The following is a 15,590-nucleotide window of genomic DNA, read 5'->3' as shown; positions in this document are numbered from 1 at the left end:
TGATGGCGGGAAGGAAAGGCGTGCGGTTGACAGGCAGCTTTTCCCACAGGTTAGGATCACTGGCATGATCCTTGTCTACCGCTACCGCGTGAAGTCGCTCAACGGACTGCTCAACAAGCAGAGCCGTACGGTGAACTACGTCTGGAACTTCTGCAATGACACGCAGAAGCACGCGCTCAAGTGGGGCAAGAAGTGGCCTACAGGATTCGACCTGAACGTGCTGACGACCGGCAGCAGCAAGGAACTCGGTATTCACTCCGGCACGGTCAACGCGACGTGCGAGCAATACGCGAAGTCGCGCAGTCAGCACCGTCGCCCGTACCTGCGTTATCGCGGCAGGAAGTCGCTGGGCTGGGTGCCGCTGAAGGGGCGTGACCTGAAGCGCGAGGGTGACGCGTTCCGTTTCGCCGGCAACACCTTTCGCGTGTTTAACAGCCGACCGCTTCCCGAAGGCAAGATCAAGGACGGCACCAACTTTGCGCAGGATGCACGCGGCAACTGGTTTCTCAACATCGTGATCGAGATGCCGGATGTGCCGGCTCGCCCGATCCGTTCCGGTGTGGGCATCGATCTCGGCCTGAAAGACTTCGCCACACTTTCGACCGGCGAGAAGCTGCCCAATGACCAGTTCGGTCGACGAGCGGCGGAAAAGCTCGCGAAAGCGCAACGGGCGCGAAAGCACAAGCGACATATCGCGAAGCTGCACGCCAAGGTCGCGAATGCGCGTGCCGATTTCCAGCATAAGCTCGCGCTCGATCTGGTGCGGCGCTTCGATTACATCGCGGTCGGCAACGTGTCGGCAGCCAAACTCGCCAGAACGAGGATGGCGAAGAGCGTCTACGACGCATCCTGGTCGTCCTTCCGAAACAAGCTCCGTTACAAGGCGATGGCGCACGGGGCCACGTTCGAGGAAGTGGACGAAAGCGGTTCTACCCAGTCCTGTTCGTCGTGCGGGTCGAAAGACAGCACGACGCGGCCGAAAGGTATCGCGGGACTGCGAATAAGAGAGTGGGCCTGTAGTGACTGTGGTGTCGAACATGATCGAGATACCAACGCTGCGTTGAACATTCTCCGATGCGGACGTGCATCGCCAGATGTGGGAATCCTCCGCCTTTAGGCGGAGCAGGACGTCAAGGTCGGCGTCCTTGCGATGAACCGCCAAGCGTACGCCGGCCGCGAGGGGTTCGTCCACGCATGAAATATGCGTGACGGAGGCGGGACAGGGCGCCACGGATTCGCTTGCCGATGATGGCGCGTTGCCGTGCGCTTACTTCAGCGTGAGTGCGATCCAGCAGAACAGGGTGACGAAGCCGATCTGGACAAGCACGATCAACCCGAATGCGCAGGGGCGGTCGCGGCGCGCGACGCGCTTGCCGCCGGCGTTGGCGACACCCGAGCGTAGCGCGACCAGTACACCGGTACCGATATAGAGAATAAGCGCACCGAGCAAAAGCTCTTGCACGATCAGCTTCAACATGCGGTACGTTCCCGGATTGTGATGCCATTCACGGTGTCGTCGAGCGTTTCCACGAGTCGCACGGCAGAACCGTTCGACAGCGTCATCCGCGTCCACCGGCACCGGCTGCCGCGAATCGGCACGACGCGCGACGCATTCGCGCCGGTGTCGAACTCGACGCTCGGCGGCCCCGCGCGGTCGTGCCAGCCGAGCGGGTCGAGCGCGGCTTCCATGCGGACGATTTCCGGGGTTGCGTAGCGCCACAGCGACGTGCCGAGCAGCGTCGAAAGCGGCTGCGAGAACTCGGCCGCGCGGGCCGGCGAACTGGCAAGCAGGCGGTGCGTGAGGTCGCACACGAGATGCATGCGGCCCGCGCTGCCGGCGATCAGCCGCGCGAGTGCGTGGTCGCCCGCTGAGGCGATGCGCGCGGCGAGCAGCCGTTCGGCCGTCGCGCGCTCGTCGGGCGACATCTGCTGGAGGCCGGCCTCCCAGCGCGAGATCGTCGATTGTGCGACGCCGAACAGTTCGGCCGCATGGCTTTGCTTCACGCGGTGCAGCGCGCGCCAGCGCTTGAGTTGAGGGCCGAGCGGCGGCGTATGAAGCGGTGAGGCGGTCATGGCGATGCTCCTGTGCGGCCGTACCGTGCGCGCCGTTACATGATCCGGATGCCGCCGTTTGCCTGGATCGCGATTACCGCGAACGGCACGAGCACGATGCCGCCCAGCACGAGTACGCCATCGGCGGCCACCGTGATCGGCGTCGCGAGAATCCGCAGACCCATGCCGACGACGGACGGCGATTCCTTGATGTAGACCGAGTACGGGCGGTTGAACGGTTGCGCGGCCGCCTTGTCCTTCTCGACGAAGCCTTCCGTCGAGTAGCGCTTGCCGTCGATGTCGCCTTCGAGCACGAGGCCGGCCGGCTCGCTGGCGAAGCCGTCGGCGGAGGCGGCCCGTCGATCGTCGTCCGAAGCGTCTTTCGGCAGCACGATCCGGTAATGCCCGGTGACGCTGCCGCCGCTCGCATGAAAGCCCTCGAATGTCGAGCGTACCGATTTCCGGTAGCCGGACAGCAGTACCGGCCGCAATTGGGCCGGCAGATCGAAGATGTAATGGTAGCGCGTGCCGAGGACGACCAGTTTCTTGCCGTCTTCGGTCATCATGAATGCGGATACGTATTCGCTGTAGGCGTCGTTCTTGTACAGCTTCGGCGTGAAACAGCCCGACAGCGCAAGGCTGCTCGCGGCGACACCGGCGGCCAGCAGGCGCCGGCGCGTGATGGATGTGCTCATTTCTTGTTGTCCCGTCTGTGCGGTTCGGTTTGGTTTGGTGGCTTTCACCCTCGGAAGCCGGATTCTCGCGTATCCGCCGCACGTTGTCGAACCCGAAATCTGCCGCGGCAGCGGGCGGCCGGGCCCGTCCGCGCCCGTCGAAAACGTTTTCGCGAGGCTTTCAACCGGCCTCGCCATATCTTATTATTCGGCCAGAGCGGCGCGTGCCGGCCGCGATCGATCATGTCGACGACATGACGCGCCGGCAACGATGACCGCCTTCCGGCCGGCGCGTCGCCCGACGCGCGGTCGCCACGACAGGGAGCGCGAGGCCGCGCGTTTCCCAAAAAAAGACACGAGGGCGCAATGGTACGACTGGTGTTGCTGCTGCTGGGCATCGAATATCTGCGGACCCGCTGGCGCGGGCTGACCGTGCTCGGCTGGCTGTGGGTCGCCGCGGGCGTCGGCATTTTCGTCGACGCGCTCGACGGCGCGCTGCATTTCCCGATCGAGCTGTTCGCGTGGCTGTTCCTGATCGAGGGGCTCGCGACGCTCGCGGTGGCCGGCAGCGGGGTCGGCGGGCAACGCGTCCTGCGCTACGTGAAAGGTATCGCGGTCGTGGTGGCCGCGGGGCTCGTGTTTGCCGGCCATCATCACGGCCACTTCCTGCTGTCGATGATCTTCGGCACGCTGTTTCTCGTCGACGGGCTGTTGCAATGCACGTCCGCGTGGATGGTGCGCTATCGCCGCTGGAACGTCGCGTTCGGGTGGGGCGTCGTCGAGATCCTGCTGGCGATCTTCTTCTTCCAGCCGTACCCGACGCACTATGCGGGCACCGTACCGTACTGCCTCGGCCTGCTGCTGATGTTCGGCGGGATGCACATGCTGAGCCTCGCCGCACGCGTGCGGCGGCTGACGCGCAACCCGGCGTTCGCGACGTCGCCAGCACCCGCGCTCGCGCCGGATCTCGACGATGCGCCGGACTCGCCGCAGTTCGCGCAATCCGAATGGGATGGGCCACCGGCCGACGGCGAGCGGGCGCTCACCGTGCACGTGTGGACGCCGACCGGCACGTCGAAGGCCGAAGCGCACCGCTATCCGGTGATCGACCGCTATATCGCGGCGGTGGACGTCAACGGCGTGATCTCGACCGGCCATGCGGCGCTGGAATCGCCGGAGGGCATCTACATCAGCCTGTATCCGGGTGTCGAAATCGATCGTTCTCCGGACGAATTCACGCGCATCCTGCGCGCGACGCGCGAGAACGACGTGCCGGGCCTGTTCCAGCCCGACTATGCGACCGAGTCGAAAGCGTGGTGCCCGTCGACCGTGCGCGTGCGCATCCGCAACTACGATCCGGCCAGGCTCGATGCGTTCTGGTCGTCGTACCGGCAGAACACGACGTACAACCTCACGCACCGCAACTGCTCGAGCACCGTGTCGAATGCACTCGAGGCCGCGCTCGACGGCGCGGTGTGGCGGCTGAAGGGCGCGCGGGCCGGGTGGGGCGCGTTCGTGCGGCTGCTGCTTACGCCCGAGCTGTGGGTGGCCGCACAGATCCGCAAGCGCGCGGTGACGATGGCGTGGACGCCCGGGCTCACGCTCGACTATGCGCGCGCGCTCAGCATGCTCGCCGATCCGCGTCCGTTCGCGTGGTGGAAGGTCGCGCGCTCGGCGGTGAGCGCGATCATGGCGTCGCGCCGCGCGTGGCGCGAGCAGGACAGCGCGGCGCTGTCGCCCGGCGGCTCGGAGGCGGCGTCGATGAAGTGAAACGCGTGGCGCCGGACGCGGGCCCGGCGTCACAAGGGGCGTCTCCGCGCGGCCCGGCGATCTTGCCTGCCATCAGCACCCACGGACGACAACAATGAACAAGACGAGAGCGTTCCGCATCCTGATTCCCGCCGCGCTGACGCTGGCGAGCGCCGGCCTCGCGCAGGCGGGCACGGACGAAGTGCCGCGCATGAGCAACGACGTGTACCGGATGTCGGTGTCGTTCTGCTCGAACGTCGCGGCCGCCGAGAAGATCGCGTGCCAGGGCGACATGATCGCCGCGGGTAGCCGGATCGTCGCGGCGATGGGCGGCCTGCCGCCGGCTTCCGCCACGGCGATCGACGAAGGCGCGCGCAACCAGCTGCCGCCGGAGGAGCGCGACGGGCTCGCGCCCGTCGAGCCGGCCGCGATCGACAAGGACGACGTTCTGGCCGGCCTCGCCGGCATGGTGCGCCTTTGCGACGTGTACGAATCCGGGCCGGCGTCGCGTGCGCGGCACCACGCGGCGCTGCAGCAGAAGGCGCCCGATGTCGCACCGCGTGTCGAGGCGTTGCTGGCCGATGCGTCGACGGCGGCGCGCCAGCGCGTCAGCGTCGGCGTGTGGCAGATTCTCGCGCTCGAGGGCCCCGAAGCGTCGGCACGCGCGTGCACGCAGCTTGGCGCCTGAGCGATCACGTGCGGTAAGCGCATGCCGTTCGACCATCGACGCACTGGCGTCGACAATGCGACGTCCGTGGCGATCAGCTCAGTCGTGCGCGATCGTGGCCGGCCCGATCCGTATTGGCTTGCCCAGCGTGCGGGCGACCGGCGACGCGCTTACCGCGTCATTGACGAGTGTTTGCTGCGCTTGCGACAGCGGCGCCGCGAAGCGCACCGTGATGTCGAAACCGGTTTCGCGATCGAGGCGTTCGATGGCGACGTCTACCGTACAGGTTGGCAGCGTCGCGCCCGCCCGCTCCGCGGCCAGGTCGACCGACAGGCAGACGCAGGCCGCGAGCGCGCTTTCGAGCAGTTCGTGCGGCCGCATGCCGGCGTCGCCGCCCTTGCCATCCTTGTGCGTGTCCGAGCGCACGAGGCTGCGCCCGTTCCCGATCTCGACGCAGTACGGTTGGCCCAGCCGCGTGGCCGTCACCATGGGGATGCTCCGTTGCAGGATGAAAGTGACGACAGCGTATGCCGGTGTCGCAGGCGGAGGAAGGCAATCACCGGTACCGGTACCAGCCGTAACAGGGTCGGCGGCTCTCCGCGAATTCTTTCGTGCACCTTCACATTCGTGCCACGTTGCGGCAGCAACAATCGCGGGCAGACATTCGACAACCTTGCGGCGCATCCCGCGACCGCAAGCCTTTTCCGAGGAAACACGCCATGCTCAAGACGCTCGCCGGCGCCGCTGCCGCACTCGCCGTCGCTTCCGTTTCACTGCACGCCGCCGCGCAGACCAGCTACGACTACCTGTTGCTCGCCGCATCGTGGGAGCCCGGCTTCTGCGCGTCGCACGACACGCCGGAATGCACGAACCTCGCCGGCTCGTATGCGGCGACGAGCCTGTCGCTGCACGGGCTGTGGCCGAACCGCTACGACGGCAACCAGCCGTTCTACTGCGGCGTGCCGCAGAACGACATCGACCTCGACAACGCGCACCAGTGGTGCAGCATGGACGCGTACCCGATCAGCAGCGCGACGCGTAACACGCTGTCGACGTACATGCCGGGTGTTGCTTCGTGTCTCGACAAGCACGAGTGGTTCAAGCACGGTACCTGTTCGAATTCGGCGACGCCCGATGCTTACTGGAACCAGGCGTCGGGCATGATCAGCCGGTTGGGCAACACGTCGTTCAACGCGTTCCTGCAAGCGAACGCGGGCAAGACGGTCACGCGTAATCAGTTGCTGTCGGCGTTCGAAGGCGCGTTCGGCAGCAACACGCGCAGCGCGGTGTCGCTGAAATGCACGAAGACGAATGGCGTGAGCTACTTCACCGAAGCGTGGATCGCGGTGAAGACGAATGCAACCACGCAGTTTCCGAGCGCGGCGTCGCTCGTGACGGACGGCAATACGCAAGGCACGTGCCCGACGTCGGGTGTGTTTATCGCGAAGTGAGGGGGGGCGGCTGACGTGCGCGATATCGCGCACGTCGCGGGCGATCTGGGCATTCGAGGATGTCCGGTATGTCGTTGAAAGCGCACATGCAGGTTTGTCTGTCGGTCGCCGATACACACCCGTTTCCTGCGTCGGACGGCTGCGCTCAACGCGCCGCGGTCGGCACGCCGAACCATCGTGTGGCCGCATGGGTGGCTGCGTCGATGTTCACGTCTACGTCCGCATCGTCCTCGCAGGCCCATGCGACGAAGCCGTCGGGGCGCACGAGCACCGCGCGCAATCCGAGCCGGTCCTTCGCGTCGCTCGCGATATAGACGATCCGGTCGCGCCAGCGGCTTGCCAGCACCCGAAGCGATTGGTTCATATCGAAGTCCAGCAGCACGCCCTTGCCGTGCCTGACGTGTTCGCCGAGCCGCGTGCCGTCGGCCAGTTCGAAGTCGGGAACGCCGCGGCCCACGAGCGGATGGCCGCCGCCGAGATCGTACGCGAGCGACACGCCCCACACGCGTTCGGCAAAGTACGTCGCGCCGTCGCGCGTGTCGACGAGATCGCGAACGATCGCTGCGAGCGCGCGCGAACTCGGGGACGGCCGCATCAGCGCGACCTGCGCACGCGACCAGTCGAGCACGCGTGCGCCCACCGGATGCCGTTCGTCCGTGTAGCTGTCGAGCAGCCCGTCCGGCGCGTCGCCGCGGATCGTCGCGGCCAGCTTCCAGCCGAGATTCATCGCATCGCCGAGCCCGAGATTGAGTCCCTGGCCGCCGAGCGGCGAGTGGATGTGCGCGGCATCGCCCGCGAGCAGCACGCGGCCGTTGCGGTATGTCGATGCCTGGTACGCGCGATCGGTCCACGTGGTGGCGAGCCGGAGCGCGGTCAACGTGACGCCGGTGCCGGGCACGCGGCGCAGCACGACCTGCGCATGCTCGAGCGTCACCGGCCCGCTCCGGTGGAATGCTCCGCCGTCGAACTCGACCAGCGCGACGGTTCCGGGCGGCGTGTATGTGTACATCCCGGCCGGCGTGTAGTGACGGCCCGGCAGCAGCGCGCCCGGATCGGCGAACTCGGCTTCGATCGAGTAACCGGTGAACTCGGCGTCGGTGCCGGTGAACGCGAAGCCGCCGCCCTTGCGGACCGCGCTGCGGCCGCCGTCGCAGCCGACGAGCCAGCGTGCGTGGAATGTCTCGTCGCCCGCGCACAGCGTGACTCCATCGTTCGACTGATCGAAGCCTTCGACGGCAAGGCCGCGCCGGATCTCGACGCCCGTTGCGTACGCACGAGCGGTCAGCACGGATTCGACCCGCGCCATATCGGTTGCCATGTGCGTGCCGGCCGGGCCGGGCAGGTGGTACGGCCACTGCGACGCATCGACGTCGTCGTGGAAGAACTGGATGCCGGCGAAATGGCCGGCCGGCCGACGCGATTGCTGCATCCAGTGCGCGGTGTCCTTTGCACGGGACGGCAGCGCGATGCCGTCGAGCAGGCCGCGACGGTAGAACGCGTCGATGGTCGGCGCGGACAGGCCGCGCATGCCGAACGGGAGATGCTTCAACGGGAATTCCGGATCGTCCGTCTGCTCGACCACCAGCACGGACGCGCCGGCAAGGCGTAATTCGCACGCGAGAAACAGGCCGACAGGGCCGGCTCCGGCAATCACGACATCGTGGGTCACGGGCAGATTCATCGGGTGGCTCGGTTTCGGGTCAGGGCGGCCCGGCGTGATCGAGAGCGAGAGGGCGGTACGCGCCGGCATTGCTTTTCATTCACGAAAGCAATGGAACATTGTTCCATTGGCGAGATATTGGAACGCTGTTCCAGATGTGTCAAGCTAGCGCGCATGAAAACCAGCAACCGGACCGAGCGGCGCGCGGACGCGCTGTCGAAAGAGCGGATCGTCGAGGCCGCGATCGGGATCCTCGACCATTCAGGCGAGGGCGCGCTGACGTTTCGCGCGCTCGCCGCGCACCTGGCGACCGGAAGCGGCGCGATCTACTGGCATGTCGCCGACAAGCACGACCTGCTCGCGGCGGCCGCGGATCAAGTGATCGCGGCTGCGCTGACGGACGTGCCGACGGAGCGTGACGGCGATGCGGCGGAAGCGATCCGGCGCGTCGCGCTGCGCCTGTTCGACGCGTTCAGCGCGCATCCGTGGGTGGGTGCGCAGTTGTTCCGTGAGCCGTGGCAACAGGCGGTGCTGCGGATCCTGGAGCGCGTCGGCGGTCAGCTGCAGATGCTGGGCGTGCCCGAGCCCGCGCAATTCAACGCGGCGTCGGCGCTGATGCACTACATCTTCGGGCTGGCCGGCCAGTATGCGGCCGGTGCGCGGTTGCATCCGCGCGAGGTGGGGCAGCCGGAGATCGTCGCGACCGTTGTCGAGCGGTGGGCGCAGCTCGAACCGGCGCAGTACCCGTTCGTGCGCAAGGTGGCGGCGCAACTGGCCGCGCACGACGAACGCGCGCAGTTCCTGGCCGGCATCGACCTCATTCTGGCGGGGATTGGGGCGGCAGCCCGGTAAGCAGCCGTCGGGCGGCGGTGCGGTCGGCCGTTGTTACGCCAGCAGCCGCAACGCATCCGCGAGCGACAGCACCGTCGTGCGCGATTCGAACGCGGTGGCGAACAGATGCTCGTGGACCACCGGGTCCGGGTCGTAGCAGCAGTCCTTGACCGTGTAGAGGCGGAAATCGGCGTCGCTCGCGTGGGCGATCGACGACAGCATCACGCCCGTTGACGCGATGCCGACCATGATCAGCGAATCGACGCCCTGTGCGATGAGCCGCGCCTGCAGATCGGTGCCGAAGAATACGCTCGCGCGGTGGGCGATGATCAGCGGTTCGTCGGGCTGCCTGGCCAGTTCGGGGCACGGGGCGTCGTCGATGAAGAGGCCGAGTTGCTTGATGCCCTGACCGTTCTTGTTGAGCGGGCTGACTTCCGGGTAGCCGGGGCTGAAGCGGAGATTCGCGAACCAGACGCCGACGCCGGCAGCGCGTGCCGCGTCGCAGAGATGGCGTGTATTGGACAGCAATTCAGGCGCGACCGACGGGAAGAGGCCGAGGATGTCGGTCTGGTAATGCATGACGAGCAGCGCGGTTTTCGAGGGCGCGATGGGGGGAATCGGCGCGGCCATGCCTTGAGCGCGTGCGTTGTCGTCATGGGTAGGTGAGCGGGTTGCCATTTCGATATCCGGTGCGTTTTCCTCGTTCATGAACGACGTTCTCCAATAGCTCGGACAATTTTGCGGGGGTGCCTTATCGGGCGAGTGCACCGTCAAAGCGGACACGCGCGGCCTGGATGTCTGAATAACTTCGATCGGCCCAATCGACGAGGGCCGCCATCGGGTCCAACAGAGATTGGCCGAGCGGGGCCAGACGATATTCGACGCTCGGCGGCTTGGTGGGAAAAACATGACGCGTGACGAGTCCGTCGCGCTCCAGGTCGCGGAGCGTCTGCGTCAGCATGCGCTTGGAAATGTCAGGGACGGACCGGCGAAGCTCGCTGAAGCGCTGCGATCGCGTCGCCAGTTCCATGATCATGAGCATGCTCCATTTGTCGCCGATGCGGTCGAGCACGTCGCGGACCGCGCAGTGGGCGGGCTGGGCGTCGCGTGACTGACGTTGATATTGGCCGAATCTCTCGATCGCATTCTGTGCAGTGCTCATTCGGGTTCCCTTCAACTCTTCAGGTAACAAAAAACTGCCTCCTTACGGTGCGAGGCGCGGGTCTCTATGATAGGCCTGCCCTCGAACATAGACCGTTCTTCACGGGGTTCTCATGCCGGTCCCCTGTTTCCCTGCTTTCGATATTCAGGCGTCGGCGGACACCCAGGTCGCCATGGATTGAAGGCGCTGCTGCGGCTTTTTCCGGGGTCAAGTGTCGGTTATCGATGCTCGAAGGCAATACTGATTTCAGGAGAAACACATGTTTTTGGTAACAGGAATAACAGGACGCGTCGGCGGTGCAACGGCCCGACATCTGTTGGCGCGAGCCAGGAAAGTACGTGCGCTGGTCCGTGATCGCGACAAGGCCGCGCACTGGGCGGATCAGGGCGTGGAACTGGTCGACGGCGACTGGAACGACGCGGCCGCAGTCGAGCGGGCGCTCGAAGGGGTCGAAGGTGCATTTGTCATGCTGCCCGGTGTCTGGGCCCCGTCGCCTGATTTCAACGAAGCAAGGAGCGTGATCGCGAACTACGTCGAGGCGCTGACCAAGGCCGCACCGCCGCGGGTGGTCGCGCTCTCGTCGATGGGCGCGAACAGAACCGGTGGGGTGGGATTGATCACGGCCCTGTCACTTCTGGAGCAAGGACTTCGCGACCTGACATTGCCGATTGCCTATGTGCGAGCCGGCGGCTTTTTCGAAAATTTCCTTTACGGCTTGCACGTCGCCCAGGGCGGCACGCTGCCCGTCTACTACGACCCGACGAGCCGCAAATCGACCATGGTCGCAACCGACGATATCGGCGCCGAGGTGGCGACGCTGCTGACCGGGCCGGCTTGGTCCGGGCATCGCGTCGTCGAGCTGGGCTCGATGTTCAGCGCGGATGAAGTCGCGGCCCAACTCGGCGAAGTCATGCAGCGCGACGTCAAGGCCTTCGCCATCCCCCGGGCCGGGTGGGCGGCGGCATTCGAACAGTTCGGCGTCCCGAAGGGTCGGACCGGGGCGGCCGAAGCGATGTTCGATGCCGTCAACGCGGGATGGATGGATCTCGGCGTTGAGGGTACGGAGCACGTCGCGGGCACGACGCCCCCTCGCGACGTATTCGCGGCGGCCCACAAGGCCGCCAACACATGAACCGGGGCAGCCACATCAAGAACGGGCGCGCGTAGGCCGCCTTTTCGAGCCGCGGCAGTCAGCGGTGATCGGCCGGCTCGTCGACGAGCGGGCCACACGAGTCTTCGGCGGCACGCGGATCAGACAAGGAGAAAGGACGAATGTCCAAGATGTCGTGGCGCCAGGTATTGCCTTTGTTGCTGGCCGCTTTTTTCGTCGCGGGATCGCTCAGCAATATCATCGCCCCGCGATCCATCATCGACGAATACCTGAAGTGGGGATATCCGCCCGGGTTTCATTTCGTGACCGGTTCGCTGGAACTCATGACCGCCTTCCTGCTGGCGCGAGCGCGGACGCGACTGTGGGGTTCGGTGCTCGGCTGCACCGTGATGCTGGCTGCGCTCGCGACCGTCACGCTCCACGGCGAATACGGGCATGGCGTGGCGCCGCTTGTCGCGGCGACACTGTCGGGTGCGGTCGGCTGGATTGCCTGGCGCGAGCGGTTCGCTGTCGGTTCCGGGGCAAGGGCCTGAGCGTTACGCGGCACTCAAACGCTTGAAAGCATGCTGAAAATGCTGTTGGCGATCCGTTGTCGGTTTCAAATCCCGTTGAGAGGGCCGCAGGGCGGCTCGGGGGCGATTGTTGCCGATGGCCGAATTCTGTAAGCCGCTATCATGGACGCTCCTCTTAAAGGAGAACACCCGATGAGCCGGCCAGATTTCATCAAACACTGGACTGAACTCGAAGAGCCGGATGCGCATTCCTATCGCGGCGATACCGAGCCAATGGCGCTCGACGCGCCGCTTTCAGCCGCACTCGGCATTACGCGTATTGGAATCCATCATGTCAGACTTCTGCCCGGACGACGGACGTCATATCCACACGCCGAAAGTACCGAGCAGGAGTTTGTGTACGTGCTCGAAGGCAAGCCCGATGTATGGATCGACGGCGTGCTTCACCCCATTGCCGAGGGCGATTCCGTCGCGTTTCCGGCCGGCACCGGAATTTGTCACACCTTCATCAATAATACGAAGGACGAAGTCAGGTTGATGGTGATCGGCGAGCGTCCTCGCGACGACAACCGTATTCGTTACCCGCTCAACGAAGCGTACGAACTTACCCGCGCGGACCGATGGGTGGACTGGCCCGCCAGACCGCTCGGGGACCATAACGGGATGCCGGACTGAGCTCATGCTGAAGGCCGTATCGGCCGACCACCTGTCAGCGACGATATCCCGGCGAGTGACCGCGGTACTTTGCGGATTCAACCCGTCGATGCAACGAATGGATGAAGTCGCTCAGCCGGTGTATCGAAGTTGAGTTTGCTGGCGCGTGTTGCCATTGCGCAGAATGAGTCGCGCTTGATTCTTGCGCTTCAAAAAATCGACCGCGCCGTATAAGTCGTCAACCATTCGAGCGCCAACGTGCTGAAACTCCAGCAATATAAACCGACCATATCATCCCGGCGCCGACCAAGCAGGCGAGCCATGTGGCTGTCGGCGACGGGGTTTCCGGCCAGGAGCGGACAATCGACGATCCGGTTGAAATCCAATACGTAAGACGTCTTGGCCTCGTTGCGCGAGGTCGCGAACTCGTTACCGTAGTCGTCCAACCCGTCCTCGCAGGATGCCATGCCATTACCGCTCGTCTTTTTGCCCGCAATGCCCTGCGACGGACGCATGTATGCCGATCAACTCGAAGGGTTGCGCGATCTGATCGTACCTTCTGTCCGGATGCTGGCCTATCCTACGTTCGCCGAAAGCGCCGAGAGGCTGCTTGCTTCCATTGACGGCCCATTCATCATTGCAGGCACGGCCTACGGTGGCTGTATCGCGATGGAAGTAGTCGCGCGCGCACCAGCGCGTGCGCGGACTGTGGTTGATGAACTGTCAGCCCGGATTGCATCCGTATCCGGATCGTGTTCGCGACACCAGCCGGAGGATTCGGGAGGAGGAGCATGAGCAAGTTATCGCCGAATTTGCTGAAAACGCCATTCCTCCTGTAGATGTCCGGTCAAGAGCAGCGTTTGTTCAAATGGCTCTCGATACAGTGCCGATATGTTTGCGCGACGATCCGATGCGGCTTTGACTCGCTCGAATCGTTGGTCGACGCTGGCCACGAGCGCGATCCCGACACTTCTCATATGGGGCGAGGCAGACCGCTTCGTTCCGGTCGATGTCGGTCGTCGGATCGCCAAGCTGATGCCGCATGCTCGCTTCGAGTCGCTGGAAGGATGCGGGCACTTTCCGACGCTGGAGCGGCCATCGCTATGTACCGACATTGCCCGGCGCTGGCTGATAGAGCACGTTATCGGCAGCCCCATCGACGGCATCGCAGCCAGATGAGAGAACGCCGAAACTGTCGGGCATGAACCGGCATGCTTGGTCGCTCAATAAGGTTGTATCGTTCGTCGACAATCGATCCTGTCGCGTTGGCTGCACCGCTTGATTTGCCTATTCTCTGCCATCTACCATGACCACTATTTACGACACCATCGTCTGGTTACAGTCGAATATCAGCGCGAAGCAATTTCCCATCGTCGAATTTTCTGCCGACACAGACATGGCGACCATGGGATGGGTGTCCTTAACGAGCACAGATCGACCGGAAATCGTCGTTACGCAGGTAACGGCAGACGAGTTTCACGCAATCGCAGAAGGTACGGACGGTTATCTTGCTGTTGAACACCGGCTAAACGCCGCACTTAAGCGGTCTGATCTCAAGTGCTCATGGCTGGCGCGTGTTGAAGAGGTCGGCTCGAGCGTCGCAGGCGGGTCGTTCCAGGCATTCCGGGAAGCATATCGGCCACCAAAAGTGTCTTTTCGAGACATTCTTCATAGTGACTCGCTGGCGCATGAGGTCAGTCGTACGACTCGCTCCGAGTTCGAGCATAACGGTGGAAAAGTCATTGTCCTCCGGTGACCCGTCCAACAACCCGGCGCGGCGCCGCACACTACAAACGTCTGCTTCCGACGATATCGGCTGACTGCTTCGGTTCGATCTGCGCCGGTTACGCGTCACTGGGCGGCATCCGGCCGCGTTCGGGCCAGAATCGGTCAGTCGGCAACAGAGGATAAATCGTCGACGATCTTTAGCCGTGCGACTCGTTTAGGTCCTTAAGATCACGTCGTGGCCCCTGAGACATGTGGATCGGTTCACAAATCAAAATTAATGTGCCAATATGAACCGCATGGAACTCCGTAACGTCCCGAACCAATCTCGTCATCATCACGGTCGTCACCCGATGCGCCGTGGTTCGTTACGTCCATAGCAGGACATCCGGGATTGCAGTTCCCCCTTCCTGTACAAACGACCAAGGCGCCTACGGCGCCTTTTTATTTTTTACCCCCAGGAGGATTCTCATGACCATGATTCGCGGAACACGCTTCATCGTTGGCAAGGAAGCCGCGCAAATTCGCACTCTGGAAACCCAATTCCGGAGCTATCTTCATTAACGTCGGAGCAGAGGAGGCGATTGTCCCGGCGTTGTGGTCGCAAGATACATTCATTCAAAAAGCAGGGGGCAGCGAGATCATCGGCCAGATGTGGGCCTTTCCCGATAAGAAGGGACGCGCTTGCTGCCTGATTCCTGAGGCAACGGCACTGTTCCAGGAGCGATGCAGCGAGCTGCTGGGTCGACAACGGGAGCGGATGTTGTTTTATATCGCTCGATGCTACCGCTATGAACGACCTCAAGCCGGTCGCTACCGCGAATTCTCCCAACTAGGATTTGAGTATCTATGCCCCAACCTGGAATCCGCGGTCAAACGCAGCCAGGAGGTAGCGATCGGCTTTTTCGATTCACTCGGCCTTCGCTATGAAGTCGACGATTCGGCCCGCAGAGGCCTCAGCTACTATCTGAACGGTCGGGGCTTCGAAATGCGCTGTACCGAACTCGGAGCGCAACAGCAAGTGGTTGGTGGCGGCGCCTATCAGGAGGGAGCCGGTTTCGGCATCGGCGCTGAACGACTATTGCTAGCGATGACTGCTCAAGGGCTTGTGTAGCGAACTCCAATGCCGACGCGGCTTGCGGCTCGCGACAGTCGCAAGCTCCATATCACCGGCTACACGTAGTCAAGCGATGGCACGAACGTCCGCTTTCCGCAATCTCATTGCAATGAATGAGTTGTGCCCAACAGAACCTGTCCGCATTTTTGTGGGCGAGGCGGTTGAACAGCACGTTATCCACGCGCCTGCATAAATCGCTCGCCGAACAGGATAGCAAACTGGTTC

At 64.0% G+C, this 15,590-nt stretch carries 19 protein-coding genes; 11 read left to right on the top strand and 8 right to left on the bottom strand.

Annotated features, from left to right (window positions below; genetic code table 11):
- Nucleotides 1-64: 64 nt before the first annotated feature.
- Nucleotides 65-1,117, top strand: a complete 1,053-nt coding sequence (locus HWX03_RS30905) for an RNA-guided endonuclease TnpB family protein (RefSeq protein ID WP_175873851.1) — start codon at nt 65-67, stop codon at nt 1,115-1,117.
- A gap of 150 nt (nt 1,118-1,267) precedes the next feature.
- On the opposite strand, the gene HWX03_RS30900 is transcribed toward HWX03_RS30905, so the two are convergent.
- Genes HWX03_RS30900 through HWX03_RS30890 form a run of 3 tightly spaced genes read right to left on the bottom strand, consistent with a single transcriptional unit; the run spans nt 1,268 to nt 2,747 of the window.
- The gene (locus tag HWX03_RS30900; protein WP_174430313.1) at nt 1,268-1,477 is read right to left on the bottom strand and encodes a hypothetical protein; all 210 of its coding nucleotides are present in this window, start codon (nt 1,475-1,477) and stop codon (nt 1,268-1,270) included.
- The gene (locus tag HWX03_RS30895) at nt 1,471-2,073 is read right to left on the bottom strand and encodes a helix-turn-helix transcriptional regulator (protein WP_175873850.1); all 603 of its coding nucleotides are present in this window, start codon (nt 2,071-2,073) and stop codon (nt 1,471-1,473) included. Before HWX03_RS30895 ends, HWX03_RS30900 begins: the two co-directional genes overlap by 7 nt.
- 35 nt (nt 2,074-2,108) lie before the next feature.
- Nucleotides 2,109-2,747: a hypothetical protein gene (locus HWX03_RS30890; RefSeq protein ID WP_175873849.1), complete on the bottom strand. Its 639-nt coding sequence runs from the start codon at nt 2,745-2,747 to the stop codon at nt 2,109-2,111.
- Nucleotides 2,748-3,092: 345 nt separating this feature from the next.
- Here HWX03_RS30890 and HWX03_RS30885 point away from each other — a divergent pair, with 345 nt between their 5' ends.
- Together HWX03_RS30885 and HWX03_RS30880 are read left to right on the top strand one after the other, a co-directional pair.
- Nucleotides 3,093-4,496, top strand: coding sequence for a DUF308 domain-containing protein (locus HWX03_RS30885; protein WP_175873848.1), 1,404 nt, complete (start codon nt 3,093-3,095; stop codon nt 4,494-4,496).
- 94 nt (nt 4,497-4,590) lie between these two features.
- Entirely contained in the window at nt 4,591-5,163 is a 573-nt protein-coding gene (locus HWX03_RS30880) for a hypothetical protein (RefSeq protein ID WP_175873847.1), read from the top strand.
- A 78-nt stretch (nt 5,164-5,241) separates the two neighbouring features.
- Here the strand turns inward: HWX03_RS30880 and HWX03_RS30875 are convergent, their stop codons facing one another.
- Nucleotides 5,242-5,631 (bottom strand): OsmC family protein, encoded by a 390-nt coding sequence (locus HWX03_RS30875; RefSeq protein ID WP_175873846.1) that lies wholly within the window; start codon nt 5,629-5,631, stop codon nt 5,242-5,244.
- Nucleotides 5,632-5,861: 230 nt separating this feature from the next.
- On the opposite strand from HWX03_RS30875, the gene HWX03_RS30870 reads away from it, so the two are divergent.
- Nucleotides 5,862-6,593 (top strand): ribonuclease T2, encoded by a 732-nt coding sequence (locus HWX03_RS30870; RefSeq protein WP_175873845.1) that lies wholly within the window; start codon nt 5,862-5,864, stop codon nt 6,591-6,593.
- A gap of 145 nt (nt 6,594-6,738) precedes the next feature.
- Here HWX03_RS30870 and HWX03_RS30865 read toward each other — a convergent pair whose 3' ends face one another.
- Nucleotides 6,739-8,274: an FAD-dependent monooxygenase gene (locus tag HWX03_RS30865; protein WP_175873844.1), complete on the bottom strand. Its 1,536-nt coding sequence runs from the start codon at nt 8,272-8,274 to the stop codon at nt 6,739-6,741.
- Nucleotides 8,275-8,427: 153 nt separating this feature from the next.
- Here HWX03_RS30865 and HWX03_RS30860 point away from each other — a divergent pair, with 153 nt between their 5' ends.
- The gene (locus tag HWX03_RS30860) at nt 8,428-9,105 is read left to right on the top strand and encodes a TetR/AcrR family transcriptional regulator (RefSeq protein ID WP_175873843.1); all 678 of its coding nucleotides are present in this window, start codon (nt 8,428-8,430) and stop codon (nt 9,103-9,105) included.
- Nucleotides 9,106-9,138: 33 nt separating this feature from the next.
- On the opposite strand, the gene HWX03_RS30855 is transcribed toward HWX03_RS30860, so the two are convergent.
- Both HWX03_RS30855 and HWX03_RS30850 read right to left on the bottom strand, forming a co-directional pair.
- The gene (locus HWX03_RS30855) at nt 9,139-9,792 is read right to left on the bottom strand and encodes an isochorismatase family cysteine hydrolase (protein WP_175873842.1); all 654 of its coding nucleotides are present in this window, start codon (nt 9,790-9,792) and stop codon (nt 9,139-9,141) included.
- Nucleotides 9,793-9,835: 43 nt separating this feature from the next.
- Nucleotides 9,836-10,246 (bottom strand): helix-turn-helix domain-containing protein, encoded by a 411-nt coding sequence (locus tag HWX03_RS30850; protein ID WP_175873841.1) that lies wholly within the window; start codon nt 10,244-10,246, stop codon nt 9,836-9,838.
- 259 nt (nt 10,247-10,505) lie between these two features.
- On the opposite strand from HWX03_RS30850, the gene HWX03_RS30845 reads away from it, so the two are divergent.
- The 3 genes from HWX03_RS30845 to HWX03_RS30835 all read left to right on the top strand — a co-directional run bounded on the left by HWX03_RS30845 (nt 10,506) and on the right by HWX03_RS30835 (nt 12,544).
- Nucleotides 10,506-11,378: an NmrA family NAD(P)-binding protein gene (locus HWX03_RS30845; RefSeq protein ID WP_175873840.1), complete on the top strand. Its 873-nt coding sequence runs from the start codon at nt 10,506-10,508 to the stop codon at nt 11,376-11,378.
- A gap of 140 nt (nt 11,379-11,518) precedes the next feature.
- A complete protein-coding gene (locus HWX03_RS30840; RefSeq protein ID WP_175873839.1) occupies nt 11,519-11,890 on the top strand; it encodes a DoxX family protein in 372 nt (123 codons plus the stop codon).
- 171 nt (nt 11,891-12,061) lie between these two features.
- A complete protein-coding gene (locus tag HWX03_RS30835; RefSeq protein ID WP_174430336.1) occupies nt 12,062-12,544 on the top strand; it encodes a cupin domain-containing protein in 483 nt (160 codons plus the stop codon).
- A 188-nt stretch (nt 12,545-12,732) separates the two neighbouring features.
- Here HWX03_RS30835 and HWX03_RS30830 read toward each other — a convergent pair whose 3' ends face one another.
- Complete coding sequence (locus HWX03_RS30830; protein WP_175873836.1) at nt 12,733-13,038, bottom strand: hypothetical protein; 306 nt, start codon at nt 13,036-13,038, stop codon at nt 12,733-12,735.
- A gap of 376 nt (nt 13,039-13,414) precedes the next feature.
- On the opposite strand from HWX03_RS30830, the gene HWX03_RS37100 reads away from it, so the two are divergent.
- The 3 genes from HWX03_RS37100 (at nt 13,415) to HWX03_RS30815 (ending at nt 15,362) form a co-directional block, all read left to right on the top strand.
- Entirely contained in the window at nt 13,415-13,702 is a 288-nt protein-coding gene (locus tag HWX03_RS37100) for an alpha/beta hydrolase (protein ID WP_347879542.1), read from the top strand.
- Nucleotides 13,703-13,829: 127 nt separating this feature from the next.
- Nucleotides 13,830-14,279, top strand: coding sequence for a hypothetical protein (locus HWX03_RS30820; RefSeq protein ID WP_175873838.1), 450 nt, complete (start codon nt 13,830-13,832; stop codon nt 14,277-14,279).
- Between the two features lie 471 nt (nt 14,280-14,750).
- Nucleotides 14,751-15,362, top strand: coding sequence for an ATP phosphoribosyltransferase regulatory subunit (locus tag HWX03_RS30815; RefSeq protein ID WP_175873837.1), 612 nt, complete (start codon nt 14,751-14,753; stop codon nt 15,360-15,362).
- The last annotated feature ends 228 nt before the right edge of the window (nt 15,363-15,590 follow it).

Origin of the sequence: Burkholderia sp. BCC0397, assembly GCF_902832865.1 — a bacterium.
Taxonomy (GTDB): domain Bacteria; phylum Pseudomonadota; class Gammaproteobacteria; order Burkholderiales; family Burkholderiaceae; genus Burkholderia.
Note: the sequence above shows the minus strand (reverse complement) of the source record. Positions and strands in the feature narration are given on the sequence as shown.